17 protein-coding genes and 1 pseudogene are annotated in these 18044 nt (G+C 70.7%); 1 reads left to right on the top strand and 17 read right to left on the bottom strand.

Features of this window, described 5'->3' with window-relative positions; translation table 11 throughout:
• The 12 genes and pseudogenes from VNS22_RS05415 to VNS22_RS05360 form a co-directional block, all read right to left on the bottom strand.
• Positions 1-527: NAD(P)-binding protein (locus VNS22_RS05415; protein WP_325730376.1), on the bottom strand; the 527-nt coding region annotated here is incomplete at its 3' end.
• Entirely contained in the window at positions 524-2170 is a 1647-nt protein-coding gene (locus VNS22_RS05410) for a squalene/phytoene synthase family protein (RefSeq protein ID WP_325730374.1), read from the bottom strand. The genes VNS22_RS05415 and VNS22_RS05410, both read right to left, overlap by 4 nt.
• A complete protein-coding gene (locus tag VNS22_RS05405; protein ID WP_325730373.1) occupies positions 2167-3303 on the bottom strand; it encodes a glycosyltransferase in 1137 nt (378 codons plus the stop codon). The genes VNS22_RS05410 and VNS22_RS05405 overlap by 4 nt, the downstream gene beginning before the upstream one ends.
• Entirely contained in the window at positions 3300-4037 is a 738-nt protein-coding gene (locus VNS22_RS05400) for a lysophospholipid acyltransferase family protein (protein ID WP_349261711.1), read from the bottom strand. The genes VNS22_RS05405 and VNS22_RS05400 overlap by 4 nt, the downstream gene beginning before the upstream one ends.
• A gap of 50 nt (positions 4038-4087) precedes the next feature.
• Positions 4088-5593 (bottom strand): phytoene desaturase family protein, encoded by a 1506-nt coding sequence (locus VNS22_RS05395; RefSeq protein ID WP_325730369.1) that lies wholly within the window; start codon positions 5591-5593, stop codon positions 4088-4090.
• A gap of 13 nt (positions 5594-5606) precedes the next feature.
• A complete protein-coding gene (locus tag VNS22_RS05390) occupies positions 5607-6020 on the bottom strand; it encodes a DUF2141 domain-containing protein (RefSeq protein ID WP_325730367.1) in 414 nt (137 codons plus the stop codon).
• Complete coding sequence (crtI, locus tag VNS22_RS05385; protein WP_325730365.1) at positions 6017-7579, bottom strand: phytoene desaturase family protein; 1563 nt, start codon at positions 7577-7579, stop codon at positions 6017-6019. The genes VNS22_RS05390 and crtI overlap by 4 nt, the downstream gene beginning before the upstream one ends.
• Positions 7580-7835: 256 nt before the next feature.
• Positions 7836-8984, bottom strand: a complete 1149-nt coding sequence (locus tag VNS22_RS05380) for a sulfotransferase (RefSeq protein WP_325730363.1) — start codon at positions 8982-8984, stop codon at positions 7836-7838.
• A 106-nt stretch (positions 8985-9090) separates the two neighbouring features.
• On the bottom strand, positions 9091-9501 hold the full coding sequence (gene copM / locus VNS22_RS05375; protein WP_414653317.1) for a CopM family metallochaperone: 411 nt from the start codon (positions 9499-9501) through the stop codon (positions 9091-9093).
• A gap of 361 nt (positions 9502-9862) precedes the next feature.
• Positions 9863-10276 carry a CopM family metallochaperone gene (gene copM, locus VNS22_RS05370; protein WP_325730359.1) on the bottom strand — a complete coding sequence of 138 codons (414 nt, stop codon included), beginning with the start codon at positions 10274-10276 and terminating at the stop codon, positions 9863-9865.
• A gap of 241 nt (positions 10277-10517) precedes the next feature.
• A pseudogene (locus VNS22_RS05365) lies at positions 10518-11018 on the bottom strand (exopolysaccharide biosynthesis protein); the annotation flags it as partial.
• A gap of 174 nt (positions 11019-11192) precedes the next feature.
• Positions 11193-12107: an NAD(P)/FAD-dependent oxidoreductase gene (locus tag VNS22_RS05360; protein WP_325730357.1), complete on the bottom strand. Its 915-nt coding sequence runs from the start codon at positions 12105-12107 to the stop codon at positions 11193-11195.
• 343 nt (positions 12108-12450) lie between these two features.
• On the opposite strand from VNS22_RS05360, the gene VNS22_RS05355 reads away from it, so the two are divergent.
• Positions 12451-13188 carry a DUF4336 domain-containing protein gene (locus VNS22_RS05355; protein ID WP_325730355.1) on the top strand — a complete coding sequence of 246 codons (738 nt, stop codon included), beginning with the start codon at positions 12451-12453 and terminating at the stop codon, positions 13186-13188.
• 10 nt (positions 13189-13198) lie between these two features.
• On the opposite strand, the gene VNS22_RS05350 is transcribed toward VNS22_RS05355, so the two are convergent.
• The 5 genes from VNS22_RS05350 to VNS22_RS05330 are packed head-to-tail and all read right to left on the bottom strand — an operon-like array spanning position 13199 to position 18044.
• On the bottom strand, positions 13199-14335 hold the full coding sequence (locus VNS22_RS05350) for a Gfo/Idh/MocA family oxidoreductase (protein ID WP_325730353.1): 1137 nt from the start codon (positions 14333-14335) through the stop codon (positions 13199-13201).
• Positions 14336-14339: 4 nt separating this feature from the next.
• A complete protein-coding gene (locus tag VNS22_RS05345; RefSeq protein ID WP_325730351.1) occupies positions 14340-15086 on the bottom strand; it encodes a sugar phosphate isomerase/epimerase in 747 nt (248 codons plus the stop codon).
• A 32-nt stretch (positions 15087-15118) separates the two neighbouring features.
• On the bottom strand, positions 15119-16198 hold the full coding sequence (locus tag VNS22_RS05340; RefSeq protein ID WP_325730350.1) for an ABC transporter ATP-binding protein: 1080 nt from the start codon (positions 16196-16198) through the stop codon (positions 15119-15121).
• A gap of 5 nt (positions 16199-16203) precedes the next feature.
• On the bottom strand, positions 16204-17088 hold the full coding sequence (locus VNS22_RS05335; protein WP_414653320.1) for a carbohydrate ABC transporter permease: 885 nt from the start codon (positions 17086-17088) through the stop codon (positions 16204-16206).
• A gap of 8 nt (positions 17089-17096) precedes the next feature.
• A complete protein-coding gene (locus tag VNS22_RS05330) occupies positions 17097-18044 on the bottom strand; it encodes a sugar ABC transporter permease (protein WP_325730346.1) in 948 nt (315 codons plus the stop codon).

Below are 18044 nucleotides of genomic sequence, written 5' to 3'. Positions count from 1 at the left end.
CGCCGCAGCACCCTGCTGAGCAGGGCCGCGGAGGCGGCAGTGCCTGGCGTGTTCAGCACCGCCACCGCCATCAGGTCGAGCAGCCGGGCCAAGCCCGGCGCGTCGCCGGCAGCGGCTGCGACCGACCGGCGGCCCGGAAGTGTCGCGATCCGGGCAAGGCGCAGCAGGTCGCGCGGTGCTAGACCTGCCGGCCGGCTCTTGGGGCGCAGCCACGACCAGGACGCCAAGGTCACCCGGTCGAGCCGGCCGCTTTCCAGATCGAGCACCGGCAGGCCGTCCGGCTCGGGCTCGACCCAGCATTCGGTCGCGCCCACGGCGGCGAGCAGCCGGAGCGTTGCCCGGTTGGCGCTCAGGAGGACATGGGTGCCGTTGTCGTGACGGAGATTGCCCCGCCGCACCGTCCGGCAGCGCCCGCCCGGCTGTGGTGCCGCCTCGTGCACGACCGGCCGCCAGCCGGCGCGCATGGCCAGGACCGCGGTGGCCAGCCCGCTGATCCCGCCGCCCACCACGTGCAGCCGCCCGCTCATGCCGGCACCTGGGTCGCCAGCCAGGCGAGCCTCGCCTTCTCGGCCATGCGCAGGCAGGGCCGCGGCGCGTGCGGCTGCCAGCCGGTCCGGCGCATCCGATCCAGGAGCGGCCGGTAGCTCCACATCATCAGCAGGGCTGGCCGCAGCACCTGCCGGTCCTGGCCTTCCAGCAGCCGGTCGGCCTGCGCGAACGCCTGGACCGCCTCCGCCGCCAGCTCCGCCCAGGCGCGGGCGAAGCCCGGTGCCGCAATGATCGCCTGGGCCTCCGCTTCGGCCACGTCCAGCCGCGCCAGCCGGGTCCCCGGCAGGTAGACCCGGTCGCGCGCCGCGTCCTCGCGGACGTCGCGCAGGATGTTGACCAGCTGCAGGGCGCGGGCCAGGGCCAGGGCGAACGGGTCGGCTGCCGGGGCGCCGAAGATCCTCACCGACAGGATGCCCACCGAGCCCGCCACGGCCCGCCAGTAGAAGGCCAGCTCCTCCTCCGTGCCGATCCGCAGCCGGTCCACCGCATCGATCGACAGCCCGTCCAGCAGGAGGCGCAGCTCGGCCTCCGGCAGGTCGAAGCGGCGCACGGCCAGCGCCAGCTCGCGGCCCACCGGGGTCGTGGGCGTGCCGCCCAGCCGGTCGAGCTCGCGGCGCCAGCCATCCAGGAAGCGCTGCCGTTCGGCCGCGGGTGCGGCACCGTCCGCCAGGTCGTCGGCCAGCCGGCAGAAGGCATAGACCGCGTGCATCGCCCGGCGCCGCTCGCCCTCGAGCATGCGGATGCCGAAGCGGAACGAGCTGCCCGAGCGGCGCACGATGTCGGCAGTGACCTGGGCATCGGTGCGGTCGGAGGCGAGTGCCGCCGGCAGGATCCGGCAGAGCCGGTCGGTCCGGGTCAGGCGCACCCGGCCCAGCGCCGGGTCGGCCAGGCGCAGCCGCCGGGTCAGGGCATGGCCGGCCGCGAGCGTCAGCCGCGCCTGCACTCGCAGCCGCCGGCTCCCCAGGCGGGAGGGCAGGCAGGCCGCCTCGTCCAGCAAGGACTCCACCTGGTCGAGCGCAGCATCCAGCACCGCACGGCGCGGCGGATGCGGCCGCCTGTCGAAGAAGCGGTGCTCGCCGCCGGCGGCTTCCAGCCAAGGCAGCGGCAGGTAGACTCGCCCGAGCAGCACGCGGTCGTCCGCCAGGTCCTGGAGATGATTCAGGATCTGCAGGGCGGTGCACAGTGCGTCGGCGGGCGGATCGGCGGGCGGGCCTTCCCCGTGCAGGCGCAGGAGGAAGCGGCCGACCGGCACCGCGGACAGCCGGCAATAGGCCAGCAGCTCGTCCCAGTCCCGGTAACGGTGCTGGCGGACGTCCTGGACGAAGGCCTGGAGCAGCTGGCGGGCCTCGGCGGGCCCGGTGCCATGGCGGTGCCCGACGTCGTGCAGGGCGGCGACCAGCGGGTCGGTCGTCCGCGGGTCGTCCAGCCGGTCCGAGAGCTGCGCCAGGATCTGCAGCCGGTCCGTGGCCGGCAGGTGCGGCGCGTCGGCAATGTCGTCGGCTTGGCGCACGAACCGGTAAAAGCTCAGGACCGCGCGGCGCAGCGAGGGTGCGAGTGCCAGCGAGGCCACCGGGAACTCCTCGCTTGCGGCGGTCTTGGCCGGCGGCAAGGCGATGCTCATGGTGCCGCCCCGCTCGGATAGCTGCGCCCCTTCCAGCCGACCTGGCGGCCGGTGCCGCCCCGGATCAGCGCGTCCCACTGGATCGCCAGCGCCACGAGCACGGTGAGCGGGTGCAGCGGCACGCTCGCCAGAGGCTCGCGCGCCAGGAAGGTCACGGCCAGGCGCATGCCCAGCGAGAGGAGCAGCGCCAGCAGGGCGGGCACCGGCGAGCCCCATCCCAGCAGGGCCAGCACCAGGAGCAGCCAGGGCAGCACATGGCCGCCCAGCAGCAGGAACGTCCAGATCGGCAGCGCCGCCGGGGTCGCCATGCCTTCCCGCGCGTTCTTGACGAAGCCCTCCCAGGCGGAACGCAGGCCGTCATACATCCGGCAGGTCGCGAGCGGGGCGCCGTCGATCAGGTCGGTGGCAATGCCGCGGCGGCGCAGGTGCCGGGCGAGCTGCAGCCCGTCATGGCGGCTCCAGCGTACCGCGGCATGGCCGCCGGCCCGCTGGTAGGCGCTGCGCTCGAACAAGAGGAGCTGGCCGCAGGCGGCCGCAAGCGAGGGATCGGTCGGCTTGCGCCGCATCATCGGCACCGGCAGGTAGCCGTGGATCAGCAGGTTGATCATCGGCACGGTCAGGAGCTCGCCCAGCGTCGCCATGAGCTGGCGCGGCACGCCACTGACCAGGCCCATCCCATGGCGGCGGGCATGGTCGGCCAGGACCAGGGCAGCGTCCGGCGCCAGCCGGACATCCGCGTCCACGAACAGGAGCCAGTCGCCTGATGCCTGCTCGGAGAGGCGCTGGCAGACATGGGCCTTGCCGCCCCAGCCGGCCGGCAGTGGCGGTGCCTGGAGCAGGCGCACCCGCGGATCGCGCCCGGCATGGTCGCGCACGATCGCGGCCGTGCTATCGGTCGAGCCGTCGTCCATCACCAGGATCTCCAGCCGGACTCCCTGGCTGGCCCGGGCCGCATCCAGCGCCGGCCCGATATTGGCCGCCTCGTCGCGGGCCGGGATCAGGATCGAGACATGGAGCGGCGCTGGATCGGCCGAAACCGGTACTGGGCGCCGCGCCAATGCCCAGCGGTTGACCAGGCAGAGCACCGCCGGCAGGGCGGCGAGCAGCACGGCTAGCCAGCCCGCTACGGTCATGGCCGCTGCTCCAGATGGCCCGGCTGGAACCGCTCGCCATGGAGCCGCGCGCGCAGGCGGCGCCAGAGATCATAGACTCCGCCCACCCCCTGGCGCCCCTCGACCAGTGCGCGGAACCGTTCGCGCTCGCGGCTGATCGCATCGGCGGCGAGCTGGTCCATGGTGGTGCCCAGCGCCTGCTCCAGCCGCGCCAGCCGCTCGGGCCTGGTCAGCGTGGCGAGCTCGGCGGCGGCAAGCGGCGGGCCGAACGCCACCAGCGCCTCCGCCCCGCGCTCGCTCCAGAAGCAGTAGTCGATCGCCAGCGGCACGAAGATCGCGTCCGCGGCATGCTCGGGCAGGTGCGCGATGCCCGGCCGCAATGCCAGGGGCCGGGCGCGCACGTCCTGGAAGCTGCCCTGCGCGGTGATCCACAAGGCATGTTCCGGCTGGGCCAGGATCGCGCGGGCCCGGCGCAGGAACTCGACCGCACCCCGCCGGCTTTCCAGGTCCAGGCCGAACGCGCCGATCCGGGCGAAGAACCGGTACTTTTCGAGCATCGCCGCGTCGATCGGCGCAAACGAGGCGTAGCCGGGCAGCACGGTGCGGGCCAGGACGATATAGAGCACCGCATCCCACCAGGAGGGGTGGTTGCTGTAGATCACCAAAGGCCGGCCGTCCGCGACGAGTTCGCCCCAGCGCGCCACCCGCAGCGCGTTCAGGTGCCGCCCCAGATAGGCGGTGAACTGCCGCGCCATGACCCCCCAGAGGAAGGGCGAGCGCCGGGGCAGGTCCTGGGCGGGAGCCGTCACGGCGCCCGGCCCCTGGCGTCGCTGTCCAGCGCGTCCGCGGCGATCCAGCCGGACATCATCACCATCGGCATGCCGGGGCCCGGATGGGCGGCCCCGCCGGCGAGATAGAGGCCCTGGACCTGCCGGCTGCGATTGCCGGGCTTGAAGGCGCCCAGGAACTTGCCGTGGCTCGCCAGCCCGTAAATGGCGCCGTTCAGCACCTTGTAGCGGTCGTGAATGTCCTGCGGGGTCAGGTGCCGCTCGACCACGATCCGCTCCTCCAGCCCGGCCATTCCGGCAGTGCGCTCGAGCTTGTCGAGGATCACCTTCCGGTAGGACGGGAACATCTCCCGCCAGTCCTGGCCGGGCCGCAGATAGGGCGTATGCACCAGGACATAGAGCGCCTCGCCGCCCGGCGGCGCCACGCCCGGCTCGGTGACGGCGGGGGCCGCCAGATAGCAGGTGGGGTCCGGTGCCGGCCGCCCCTGCCGGTAGATATGATCGAACTCCTCCTCGGGGTCGCGGGAGAAGACGAAGTCGTGGTGGGCCAGCTGCTCGTAGCGCCGGTCCAGGCCCAGATAGAGCACCACGCCCGAGCAGGCCGGCTCGAACCCCTTGCGCGCGTAGTGCCTAGCCGCCTGCCCGCCCACCAGCTCCTGGTAGGTGCGAATCGCGTCCATGTTGGATACCACCGCGTCGACCGGCTCCACGCCGCCGGCCGTGCCGACCCCCCGCACCCGGCCACCGTGGATGTCCAGCCCAGTTACTTCCTCACCCAGCCGGAACCGGCAGCCGAGCGAGGCCGCGAGTTCCTGCAGGGCGGTCGCCACGGCCCTTGTGCCGCCCATCGGGTACCAGACTCCGTCGGCTGCCTGCATGTGCCCGATCGCGCACAGCACCGCCGGCGCGCCATAGGGCGAGGAGCCGACATACTGGGTGAAATGGTCCAGCATCTGGGCCAGGCGCTCGTCCTTGACCTTGCCGCGGATGGTGCCGGCGACCGACTGGCCCATGCGCAGAGCCAGGACGTCGCGCAGGGTGGCGGGGTTCAGGTTCTCCTTGAAGTTCATCGTGTCGAACAGGTCTTCCACCGACTTCCAGAAGAAGAACCGCTCGGAGATCCCATGGAGGTTGGCGGCCAGGTCCTGGAAGGCGCGGTAGCCGCGCCCGGCCGAGGTGCCGGGCGCGAACGCGTCCATGGTGGCGGCCATGGCGCCCACGTCCTCAAGGAGGTCGATCCGGCTGCCGTCGTCGAAGAAGCAGCGCCATTGCGGGTCGAGCCGCACCAGCTCCAGATGATCGGCCAGCTTTCGCCCGGCCTCGGCGAAGATCCGCTCCAGCACCCGGGGCACGGTCAGGATGGTCGGCCCCATGTCGAAGCGGAAGCCGCCTTCCTCCAGCAGCGCCGCCTTGCCGCCCGCCCAGTCGTTCTTGTCGAACAGCACGACCTCGTGGCCCCTGGCGCCCAGCACGCAGGCTGCCGCCAGTCCACCCAGTCCGCCGCCGATCACCGCAACCTTCATCACCCGTCCCCGCCTAGCCGCCGAACAGAGGCCTGACCCTGATCTCGATCGTCCGATCGCCCGACAGCTCGAACAACGCCCCGGAGAAGCTCGGGGGTGCGATGCGGCCGACATCATTGCTGAAGCCATAGGGCTCGGTCGGCAGGCCCAGCCCGTTGCGGTTGAGCTCGCCGCTGCCGTCCAGGTCCTGGTAGACCGCCACCGCATAGCTGCCGGGCGCGAGGTCCAGGAACTGCACGTCCCTGCCCGGTACCACCGCGGCCTTGCTCGCCCCATGGGGGCAGCCCTGCTCGTCGAAGCTCCGGTTGCAGACCGCGATCCGGAGCATGCCCTCCGCCTTCACCACGCCCGTGATCCGCACGGTGAGCGTGGCGGCGGAAGCGGGTGCGGCTGCCAGCAGCAGCGCCATGGCCAGGATCGCCCTCATGCCGCCACCTCCACCCGCTCGTCCGCAGCATCGGCCAGCGGCGCCTCGTCCAGGATCGGCAGGTCGCGGTGATCGATGCCCAGATCCTCGAGGAGCAGGCGCACGCTGATCCGGGCACCCTCGAAGATCACTGGCAGGCCGCTGCCGGGGTGGGTCCCGCCGCCCACCAGATAGGTGCCGGGCGCGAACCGGTTGTGCGGCCTGAACCACAGCATCTGGCGCAGGTCGTGGGCGAGGTTGAAGGTGGCGCCCCGCCCGACCCGGAACTCGTCCTGCCAGTCGTTCGGCGTCACCACCCGCTCGAAGCGGATGCGCCGCTCCAGATCGTCCAGGCCCAGATGGCGCAGCCGCTCCAGCACGAGCCGGCGGTAGCGGGGCAGCTCGGCCTGCCAGTCGATCTTGGCCCGCAGGTTGGGCACCGGCACCAGCACGTAGAGGCTGGCATGGCCGGGCGGCGCCATGCCGCTATCGGTGAAGCCGGCATGCTGGACATAGATGGAGGGCTGCGGCGGCAGGATGCCCTGCTCGATCTCCCGGATGTTCTGCCGGTAGTCCTTCGCCAGGAGGATGGTGTGGTGGTCCAGGTCCGGCACCTCCCCCTCGATCCCCAGATAGAACATCAGGGTGGAGCAGGAGAGCCTGGCCCGATCGATCCGGCGATCGCCCCAGCGCCGCCGCACCGGTTCGGGCACCAGTTGCGCGATCGCGCCCACGAAGTCGGCGCCGATCACCACCGCGTCGACCTCGTCGCGGCTGCCGCCGGCATGGACCGCCTGCGGCCGGCCGCCCGCATAGTCGATCCGCTCCACCTCCGTGCCGAGCCGGATCCGGACCCCCAGCCGCCGCGCCAGCATGGCCATCGCCTCGGACACCGCGCCGCAGCCGCCCATCGGGTGGAACACGCCATGCTCGTGCTCGAGAAAGCTCAGGATGGTGAACAGACTCGGGCAGCGGAACGGCGACATGCCGAGATACTTGCTCTGGAATGAGAAGGCGAGCCGGACCCGGGGGTCGGTGAAGTGGCGACGCAAATCGCGGTCCACTGAGGTGAACGGGCGCAACCGGCCGAGCGAGGCCAGCACATCCGGGCGCAGATAGTCGGTGATCCGGGTGAACGGGTTCTCCAGCACTGGCCGGAAGGCGGCGAGCTTTTGCCGGTTGTCGGCAAGAAACCCGGCAACCCTCGGCCCGTCGGCCGGCGACAGGGCGGCGATGTCCCGGGCCAGGCGCTCGGGCGACGCGGAGGCGGCCAGCTCGCCGCCGCCCTCGAACACCAGCCGGTAGAGCGGATCCAGCCGGCGCAGCTCGACCATCCGGTCGAGGTCGGCGCCGCAACTGGCGAAGATCTCCCGCAGGATCCGGGGATAGAGGAAGAAGGTCGGGCCCAGGTCGAAGCGATAGCCGCCGGGTGCGGTGATCGTGCGGGTGCGCCCGCCGACCTGTCCTGCGCGCTCGTACAGGGTCACGCGGAGGCCCGCCCGGGCCAGCAGCAGGGCAGCGGCGAGGCCGCCCGGCCCGGCGCCGATCACACCGACATGCACTGCGCTCCTCGCCGGCATGATTTCCTGTCCCCCGCCATACCCTGGACCCGAGCCGGCCTTCCACGCGAAGGCGCCCGTACCGGCCGGCCCGCCTGGAAGTCACCACTTGATCAGGCGAACTAATTCACCGATGCCGAACGGCAAGCACTAGGGATTAATTATTTTTCTGATGCCGAGAGATGGCATGCGCCCAAAGCAATGCCTCACCACTGTAGTTAAGCGCACGCTGAACACTTGATCAACCACAGTCATACGTGCGCTGCCGGGCCTTGGATCACCGCTGCGTGGCGGCCGGCTCCATCCGGCTGCCCCAGCGCTCGATGAACGGCCGCCAGCGCCGGCGGACCAGGGTGATCTCGTCCGCCGGGAGCCGGTGCTCTGCCTTGCGATAGCTGGCCACCGCCCGCAGATGGGCCTGGAACTTCGGCAGCCCGTCCGCGAAGCCCGGCAGGTTCAGTTCGGTGAAGATGCGCTCCAGCTGGCCCAGCGGGTCGCGCTCGACATCCTCGAAGCGCACGGTGCAGCCAAGGCCCGGCGGCAGGGCCGCGAAGTCCTGCAGCAGCCGGCCCATGAGGGCCGGATAGGTTTCCAGCACCAGCGCCTCGACATCGATCTCGGCCTCCTGGATCGCCAGCTCGCGGAACAAGGTCCGGAACATCCGCACCGCCGACGCGTAGACGGTGAGCGGATCGCGGTGGACATGGATGAACCGGGCATCCGGCCAGATCGAGCGGATCAGTGCTATCCGGGCGCTGTGCGCCGGGTTGCGCACCAGGAGCGGCCGCCGCCCCTGCTGGACGGTCATCTTGACCAGGTAACGCTCGAGCGTGGCGGCGAAGCGGCGCAGCCCGTCCGGCCCGGCGCCATCGAGGAACAGGCCGGGCGCCAGCCAGTCCCCCGCCCGGCGGGGGAAGTACACGCCGTGATAGAACGACCAGGGCGACAGGTTGGCGATCGCGAGCTCGTCCTCCTGCGGCAGGTCCGGGGCCAGCGGCACCCGGTCGATCAGCCGGGTCTCGGGATAGAACTGCTCGATGAACGGCCGCACCAGCCGCGCCAGGCCAAGCGCTTCCTGGGGCAGCCCGACCGCGATCGGCGGCAGGATGCCGAAGCCGTCATGCCGGCTCAGCAGGTTACTCAGATGGGTCGTGCCGCTGCGCCAGTAGCCCACCACGAATATTGGGGCCGGCAGCGACTCCCTGGCTGGCAGCCGGCGTGCCGCGGCGGCTTCGGCGAGGGTGAAGGGCAGCCGGCCGATGGCGGTGGCCAGGGCCAGGGCCGGGACGTGCCAGCGCCCGGGCGGGATTGGCCCCGCCTTGGCCAGGAGCCCCGCCAGGACCCGCAGATCCGCACCTGCCAGCGGGTGGAACACCCGGTGCGCCCTGCCCCGCCCGCGCGATGCCGGTGCCGGCAGCCATCCCATCGCTTCTCCACCATGCCGCAGCCGGCCGGGGTCGGCCCTCCAGGCCTTGAGAGGTAGCTCGATGCCGCGGCCGTGCCAGGGCCGCCGGTGCCGGCGGCGAATTCTGCTATGGAGCCGCGGGCTGGCGGGCCAGCCAGTCCTTCAGGACGGCGATCTCCCCCTCCTGGGCGGCGATGATCTCCTCGGCCAGCTTCCGCAGCTCCGGATCCTTGCCGTATTGGAGCTGCACCCTGGCCATGTCGATCGCCCCCTCGTGGTGCGGGATCATCGCCTGCGCGAACAGCACGTCGGCATCGGTGCCGGGCGGCAGCATCATGGCGGCGTGCATCTTCTCGTTCGCCGCTTCCATGGCCGCGCGCGCGGGGCTGGTGGCGCCGCTCGACGCCTCAGAGCCGGTATCGGCGCTCGGCACCGCCTGCTCGGGCACATGGCCCTCATGCACCGCTTCCTGGGCGATGGAAGGCGCGGCCAGGCAGGCGGCCAGCGCCGCGCCCAACAAGAACCTGCAGGATCGCATCTTCGTCTCCGTGGCAGGATTGGTAGATGACCGGAGACGAGGCAGCACATGGCGAGGTTCCCCGACAAGCGGATACTGCGCGTGTGCCGACGGGTCGAACGGCGGGTCTGGGCCCAGCGGCATCCGGTCGATCAGCCGGATCTTAGGCATAGAACTGCTCGAAGAACGGCCGCACCAGCCCGGCGCCTTCCTGGGCGGCAGCGTGGCCGGCGGCGGCTTCGGCTAGGGTGAAGTGCAGCCGGCCGACGGCAGTCGCCAGCGCCTAGGCGGGATCGGCCCGGTCCTGGCCAGGAGCCCGCCAGCAGGTGGAATACCTGGCGCGCCCTGCCCCCACCCGCGCGACGCCGGCAGCAGCCCCTGGCTATGGTGCTGCCGGCTGACGCGCCAGCCAGTCCTTCAGCGCGTCGATCTCCCCCTCCTGAGCGGCGATGATCTCCTCGGCCAACTCACGCATCTCGGGATCATTTCCGTGCTGGAGCTGGGCCCTGGCCATGTCGACGGCCCCCTCGTGGTGCGGGAGCATCGCCTGGGCGAACAGCACGTCCGCATCGGTGCCGGGCCGCAGCGTCATCTCGCTGTGCATCCTGTGGCTGGCAGCCAGATAGGCCTCGCGCGCCATGCCGTCTGCGCCATCGCCAGGGGCCGAGGCGTTCCTGGCGCTCGGGATGGCCTGCCTGGGCAGATGGCCCTCATCCACCGCGTCCTGTGTAAAGGCCACAGGGGCCACCAGCAGCACACCCAGTGCCGCAGCAATGGTGAAGTCGCAAGATCGCATCTTCGTCCCCCCTTGCTTGGTGGGCGGATGGTGAGCTTGGGCTGCGGTGCCAGCGGCATGCTTGGCCCAGACTCCCAACTTCAGCCCGAAGGGCATGGTGATGCAAGATATTACTTATGAACAAAGGTTGATGTTTTACAGGATATTGCACTTCAACATTCGGCAGAGCCTGTCGACCAATCTCTGATCCTGGACGAGCGCCCTCGCCGACTTGCATCTGTTACGCAGCAGTGGGCGCCTGCTACACCACCTGTGTCAGCCCGAAGATCCCGCCGCCGACCACCACCGCCAGCCCCAGCAGGACCAGCAGCCCGTCGCCGACCAGCAGCGCCATGCCGAACAGGGCGATCGCCGCCATCGGGAAGGTGCTGGCGAACGGGATCAGTTCCAGACCAGGCACGGTCAGCGACAGGAGGATGCAGAGCAGGGCGATGATCCGGACCCAGATGCCGCGGGTCATGAAGGTCAGCCGCCCGTGGAACAGCCGGTCGGCCCAGCCGGCGAGCCTGCGCATCTTGTCGGTGGCCTTCTCCAGCCGCTCGCCCTGCACGCTGCGCCGGCCGAGAAAGCCCGGGATCCACAGATGGTCGCGCCCGAGCAGCATCTGGACGGCGACGATCACGATCAGCAGGGCGATCACCGTGGGCAGGCCCGGGATGCCGCCGATCGGCGACATCTCCAGCAACGCCGGGACCAGCAGGAACGGCCCGTAGCTGCGCTGGCCGACCGCCTCCTTCATCTCGTCGACGGATACCTAGTCCTGCGCCTGGCCCTTCTCGGCCAGCGCGTCCAGGACGTCGCCCAGGCTGCGCGCTTCGGTTGTGCCGCTCAAGTCCGCTTCCATGGCTGGGGTGACGGGTGCCGGCGCCCGGCGGTCGCTCGACCTGCCGCAGGCCGACCAGTTCTGCCGGAGACGCTAGCTGCCGTCGTTCGCCGGCCGCAGCGGCAGGCTGTTCTGGATCGCCGTGGCCGCGATCGCGGCCTGGCCGGTCGCCACGCTGATCTGCGCCAGCCCCTGGACCACGTCGCCCGCCGCATAGAGGCCGGGCACGCTGGTCTGCTGGTGCGCGTCGACCAGGAGCGCGCCATCCGCATCGTGTGCCGCGCCCAGGGCCACCGCCAGTTCCGAACGCGCACGCAGGCCGAGCGCCACGTAGAGCGAATCGAACCGGTGCGTCCCGCCGCCCGTCGTCCGCACGACGAAGCAGTCGCCATCCAGCACCAGTTCGGCGGCGGGGGCCTCGATGATGTCGATGCCGGCATCCTCCAGCGTGCGGCGCTCGTCCTCGGGCAGGTCCCAGGGCTCCTGGAGCGTGAGCAGGCTGAGGTCGGCCGTGTAGCTGCGCAGGAGCAGCGCTTCGCGGATCCGGCACTTGCCGGATCCGGCAAGGGCGATGCGTCGGCCGGTGATCTCGAACGCGTCGCAGATCGGGCAGTAGCGCAAGAGGCCCTGCGCCACCGCCTGATCCAGGTGGGAGAGATCGAGTGGCGGCGGGATGTCGTCCGTGCCGGTCGCCAGCAGCACCGTCGCCGCCTCGTGCCGGCTGCCGTCGTCCAGCCATGCCACGAAGCCGCCGCCGGGCTTCGCGTCCAGCCGCTCGATCCGCCCGACGACCAGTTCCGCCCCGTAGCGCTGCGCCTGCCGGCGCATCCGCGCCAAAAGCTCGGTGCCGGGGATCCCGTCGGGAAAGCCCGGATGATTGTGCGACACCGGAATCCAGGCGGCGCGACTCGCACCGGTATCGACGAGCAGGCAGCGCCGGCGAAAGCGGGCCAGATAGATCGCGGCGGTCAGCCCCGCCGGGCCGCCGCCGATGATCAGGCAATCCATGAACCAACCAATGCCGTGTCCGATGCCAGAAGGCCTCTCAACGGGAGGCGGCGCCCGAGCGTTCCATGGAACGGCGTGACTGGACTGGCGGTTCTCAGAAGAGGAACGGCATGGAGAGCACGATGAGCAACCATGATCGCCAGCCCGAACCACGACAGAGGCCTGCACCCGATCGGCCGGCGGACCGGCGCACGGAGCGAGGAACCGTCCTGGACGGGCGGGAGGGCCGCGATGACATGCTGCCCGCCAGCGAGCAGGAAGACGGTCGCTCCGACGAGCGCAGCCATGGCTTCCTGGAGCGCGGCCTCTCGATCCTGCCGCCCGGCTGACCGCCGCACCCGCCATGGCCAGCCCGGTCACCTACCCGCCCCTCGACCAGCTCAAGCCGGTGGCGGACGGGGTCTGGATCGTCGACAGCGGCCCGCACCGGGCGCTGGGCATGCCCATGCCGGTCCGGATGACCGTGCTGCGCCTGGCGAACGGCGACCTGATCCTCCATTCCCCGACCCGCTACCACCAGCCGCTCCGGCGCCAGCTGGAGGAGGTCGGCCGGATCCGGCACCTCCTGGCGCCGAACATCGCGCACTGGTCCTATCTCCAGACCTGGCAGCGGGAATGCCCCGGCACGGTGACCTGGGCGGCGCCGGGGCTGCGGGACCGCCGGCAGGTCCGGCAATCCGGCCTGCGGATCGACCACGACCTGTCCGGGCGGGCGCCGCCGGAATGGGCGGACGAGATCGAGCAGGTGGTCGTCCCGGGCGGCGGCGGCTTTACGGAAGTAGCGCTGTTCCACCGCAGGAGCCGCACCTTGCTCCTGACCGACCTGGTCGTGAACGTGGAAGCGGAGAAGCTGCCTGCCCTGATGCGGCTGGGCACGCATCTGGTCGGCAGTGCCGCCCCGGACGGGCAGGCGCCCATCTATCTGCGCCTGGTGATCAACATGAAGCGGAGCCAGGCGGCCCCGGCGGCACGCCGCCTGATCGACCTGGCGCCGGAACGGGTGATCTTCAGCCACGGGCGCTGGTTCGAGCGGGACGGCACGCTGGCGCTGGCCCGCTCGCTGCGCTGGCTGACCCGCTGAGCGCGCTCGCTCAGGCGAGCAACCCGGCTGCCTCCTCTTCACTCAACGCCGCCGGCCGCTCGCAGCGATCCTCGATTGTAATCACCCGGCCCTGCTCACTGGCGGCAAGCAGCCCCTCCATCACCGCGGTGACATGGAGGCCGAGCCCGCCCGCCAGCCGCGGCGTGCGGCCCTGGCGGACCGCCTGGGCGAACTCGGCCACGCCCAGGCCGCGGTCATTGGCGTGGATCGGCGCGTCGAACGGATAGTTGACCTTGCCGAACACCCGCTCCTGCGTCGGCAGCTCCCGCCAGCCATCTTCGCGCGTGCCGAGCTCCACGACCCCGCCCATGAAGTTCGGGTCGGGCACCCTGAGCGATGCCCTGGTGCCGTAGAGCTCGATCGGCCGGTGGCCATGCGCCGCCACGTCCCAGCTCGCGCCGAACATGACCTTGGCGCCACTGGCGAAGTCGAGCAGCCCCATGACCGTGGTCGCGACCTCCGGGCGGATGGTCTGCCCCTGCATCGGCCCCGGTGCGGTCACCACCCGCTCGGCGATTCCGGTCCCGGCCAGGGCCGCCACCCGCTCGACCGGCCCCAGGAGCTGGACGAGCTGGGTGACGTAATAGGGGCCCATGTCGAACACTGGGCCGCCACCTGGCTGGAAATAGAAACCCGGCGACGGGTGCCAGTGCTCCATGCCGCGCGACAGCACGAAGGCGGTGCCGGCGGTGATCGTGCCGACCTCGCCACCGTCGACCAGCTCCCGGGCCAGCTGGCCGCCCGGTCCCAGGATCGTGTCGGGGGCGACCGCCAGATGCAGCCCCTTGCGCCGGGCGAGTTCCGTCAGCTCGCGCGCACCGGCCAGCGAGGTCGCCAGCGGCTTCTCGCTATAGACATGCCTGCCGGCCTCCAGTGCCGCGCCGGACACTTCCACATGAGCGTTCGGAATGGTCAGGTTCAGGACGATGTCGACCTCGTCCGCACCGAACAGCTCCGGCACGCTGAGCACGCGCAGCCCGTACTTGCTCGCTAGGGCCTGGGCGATCTCCGGGCGGAGATCGGCGCAGGCGCGGATCTCGATGTCGGCGAAGCGCGGCGCATTGCGGCAGTAGATGTCGGCGATCGTGCCGCAGCCGACGATGCCGACGCCCATCTTCCTCGTCATCGGCTCACCAGCTCCGCATGGTGGCGAGCGAGCGCCGGGCAAAGCGCATCCCGTCGCTCGGCCTGTCGTGCTCGGCGATCCAGTGCTTCGTGCCGGCCTGCTTCAGCGCCGGGACGATCAGCCCCCAGTCCAGCATGCCATGGCCGACATCGGCCCAGCCGTCCTCGCCATTGTCCGGATCGGGATCGATGTCCTTGACGTGCGCGGCGACGATCCGCTCGCCATGGCGCCGGATCCATTCGGTCGGGTCCTCCCCGCCCCGGGTCACCCAGGCCACGTCGCACTCCCAGAGCACGTCGTCGGAGGCGGCGAGCAGATGCTCCATCGGCCGGCTGCCGTCGGGAAGTTGCGCCATCTCGAAATCATGGTTGTGCCAGGCCAGGCCCAGGCCCGCCGACTTCAGCCGGGTGGCGTAGCCGGCTACCTCGGCGCCGATCCGCATCCAGCCCGGCGTGTCGCTCGGCCGATCGCCCGGCTGGAGGAACGGGATCACCACCGTTTCCAGCCGCAGCGCCTGCGCGATCCGCAGGACACCGTCCAGGCCAGCGCGGAACCGGTCGATCCCCACATGGGCGGTGGGCGAGGTCAGGCCCGCGGCGGTGATCGCGTCCGCCAGCCCGGCGACGTCCTCCATCAGGGCGCCGTACGGCTCGACCTTCCGGTAGCCGAGTTCGGCCAGCTCGGCGATCCGTGCCGCCATCGGCGGAAATTCGCGGAGCGAATAGAGCTGCAGTCCGGGTGCGATGGTCATGGCGTCTTCCAGAAAGGAAAGATGGGGGCCGGTCAGAGCCGGTGACCGTCCTTGCGGTCGAACAGGGAGATCCGGTCCTGCGGCAGGCCGAGCGCCAGCCTGCTGCCCGCCGTGACCCGCGTGTCGCTGCCGGTGCGCACCGCCAGGAGATCCGGGCCAGAGCGGACCCACACCAGCGTGTCCGCACCCATGGGCTCAGTCATTTCGACGGTGAACCCGTCCCAGTCGCCCGTATCCGCCGGCTGCAGATGCTCCGGGCGGATGCCGAGCGTCACCTCCTGCCCCGGCTGCGGCTGCCCGTCGAAGGCATAGCCGTCCAGGCGCAGCACATGGCTGTCCGTGGCAAAGCGCCAGCCGTCGGGGCCGTCCGGCAGCAGCCGGCCGTCCACGAAGTTCATGCGCGGGCTGCCGACGAAGCCGGCGACGAACCGGTTGGCCGGGCGGTGGTAGATCTCGTGCGGGGTGGCGAGCTGCTGGATCTTCAGGTCCTTCATCACCGCGATCCGGTCCGCCAGCGTCAGCGCCTCGATCTGGTCGTGGGTGACGTAGATCATGGTCGAGCCCAGCTGCTGGTGCAGCCGCTTGATCTCGACCCGCAGCTCGTTGCGCAGCTGGGCATCCAGGTTGGAGAGCGGCTCGTCGAACAGGAACACCTCCGCGTCGCGCACGAGTGCCCGGCCGATCGCGACGCGCTGGCGCTGCCCGCCGGAGAGCTGGTCGGGCCGGCGGTCGAGCAGGTGGTCGATCTGCAGCATGGTGGCAGCCTTGGTCACCCGCCGCGCGATCTCGTCCTTGGGCGTGCCAGCCATGCGCAGGCCGAACGACAGGTTGTTGCGCACGCTCATGCGCGGGTAGAGCGCATAGGACTGGAACACCATGGCGATGCCCCGGTCCTTCGGCTCCTCCCAGGTGACGTTGCGCCCGCCGATCCAGATCTGCCCGGTCTCCACCTCGAGCAGTCCGGCGATCGCATTGAGCAGGGTGGACTTGCCGCAGCCCGACGGGCCCAGGAGGACCAGGAACTCGCCCTCCTGGATGTCGAGGTCGAGATGGTCGAACACGGTCAGGCTGTGGAACGCCACCGAGATGTCGCGAAGCGAGACTTCGGCCATCAGCCCTACCCCTTCACCGCACCGGCGGCGATGCCGCGCACGAACCAGCGTCCGGACAGGAAATAGACGGCGAGCGGCACCAGGGCGGTCAGGATGGTCGCCGCCATGTCGACATTGTAGGCGCGCTCGCCCTGGGTCGAGTTGACGATGTTGTTGAGCTGGACGGTCATGGGCAGGTTCTCCCGGCCGGCGAAGGTCAGGCCGAAGATGAAGTCGTTCCAGATGCCGGTGACCTGCAGGATCGTGGCCACGACGATGATCGGCGCGGACATGGGCAGGAGGACATGGGTGAAGATCGTCCAGAACCCGCCGCCGTCGATTCGCGCGGCGTTGAACAGTTCCACCGGCAGCGACGCGTAGAAGTTGCGGAACAGGAGCGTCATGATCGGCATGCCGAACACGACATGGACGATCACGATGCAGGCCAGCGAGTTGTAGATGCCGGCCTGGGAGAACAGCCGGACCAGCGGGTAGAGGAACACCTGGTAGGGGATGAAGGCGCCGGCCAGCAGGATGCCGAACAGGAGGTTGGCCCCCCGCACCCGCCAGAACGACAGGGCATAGCCGTTCACCGCACCGGCCAGGATCGACAGGACCAGAGACGGGATCAGGATCCGCACCGAGTTCCAGAAGCCCACGCTGATGCCGTTGCATTCCAGCCCAGTGCAGGCCTCGGACCAGGCCCTGATCCAGGGCTCGACCGTGAACTCTGCCGGCAGCGCCAGGATGTTGCCCTCCCAGACCTCGGCCATGGGCTTGAGCGAGGTGGTGACCATGATCCAGAGCGGCAGGAGGAAGAAGGCGGCCGAGGTCAGGAGGAAGGCATAGATCCCGATCCGGGCGATGCCGACCCGGCGGGGCCGCCGGCCGCTCGGCATGTCGGCCATCATGGGCGCGGTCATGGGCGCCTCCCCGTCTCGCGGACGTAGCGGGCGTAGATCCAGGGCGCCAGGATCGCCACCACCGTGACCAGCATCATGGTGGCAGCCGCAGTCGCCAGACCGATATTGTTGCGCTCGAACAGGTGGTCCATGACGAACTTGGCGGGGACTTCCGAGGCGATGCCCGGCCCGCCCCGGGTCATGGCGACCACCAGGTCGTAGAGCTTCACCACCTGGACCGCGAGCAGCACGGTGGCGGTGACCACCATCGGCCCGATCAGCGGCAGGGCGATCGAAAGATAGACGCGCCAGGCCGGGATGCCGTCGACCCTGGCGGCCTTCCACAGGTCCTCGTCCACCCCGCGCAGCCCCGCCAGCAGGATCGCCATGACCAGGCCCGAGGCCTGCCAGATCCCGGCGATCACCAGCGTGTAGATCACCATCTGCTGGTTCACGATCCAGTCGAAGGTGAAGCCGGCAAAGCCCAGGTCACGCACCAGCTTCTGCAGGCCCAGCGTCGGGTTGAGGAACCACTGCCAGGCCAGCCCGGTGACCACGAGCGACATGGCGTGCGGGAACAGGAACACGGTGCGCAGCACCCCTTCGGCCCGCACCCGCTGGTCGATGAACACCGCCAGGAGGAAGCCGAACACCAGGCAGCCGCCGATGAACAGCACGCCGAAGATGCCGATATTGATCGCCGAGACCAGGAAGCGGTCGTTGGCGAACAGCCGCCCGTACTGCTGCAGGCCCGCCCAGTCCTGCACCGGCAGGAGCTTGGAGCTGGAGAAGGACAGGCGCACCGTCCACAGCATGCAGCCGAGATAGACGACGATCACCACCGCCGTGAGCGGCAGTAGCGCCAGCTTCGCACCCAGTTGGCGGCGCCACCGGGCGGGCCGAGCCTCCGCCCGGCCTCCCAGTGCGTGGGCCGAGGCCGCAGCCGGGCTGCGGGCCGTCACCAT

This window comes from Geminicoccus sp., assembly GCF_035556675.1.
GTDB lineage: Bacteria > Pseudomonadota > Alphaproteobacteria > Geminicoccales > Geminicoccaceae > Geminicoccus.
This window is presented reverse-complemented; position numbering and strand designations above follow the sequence as displayed.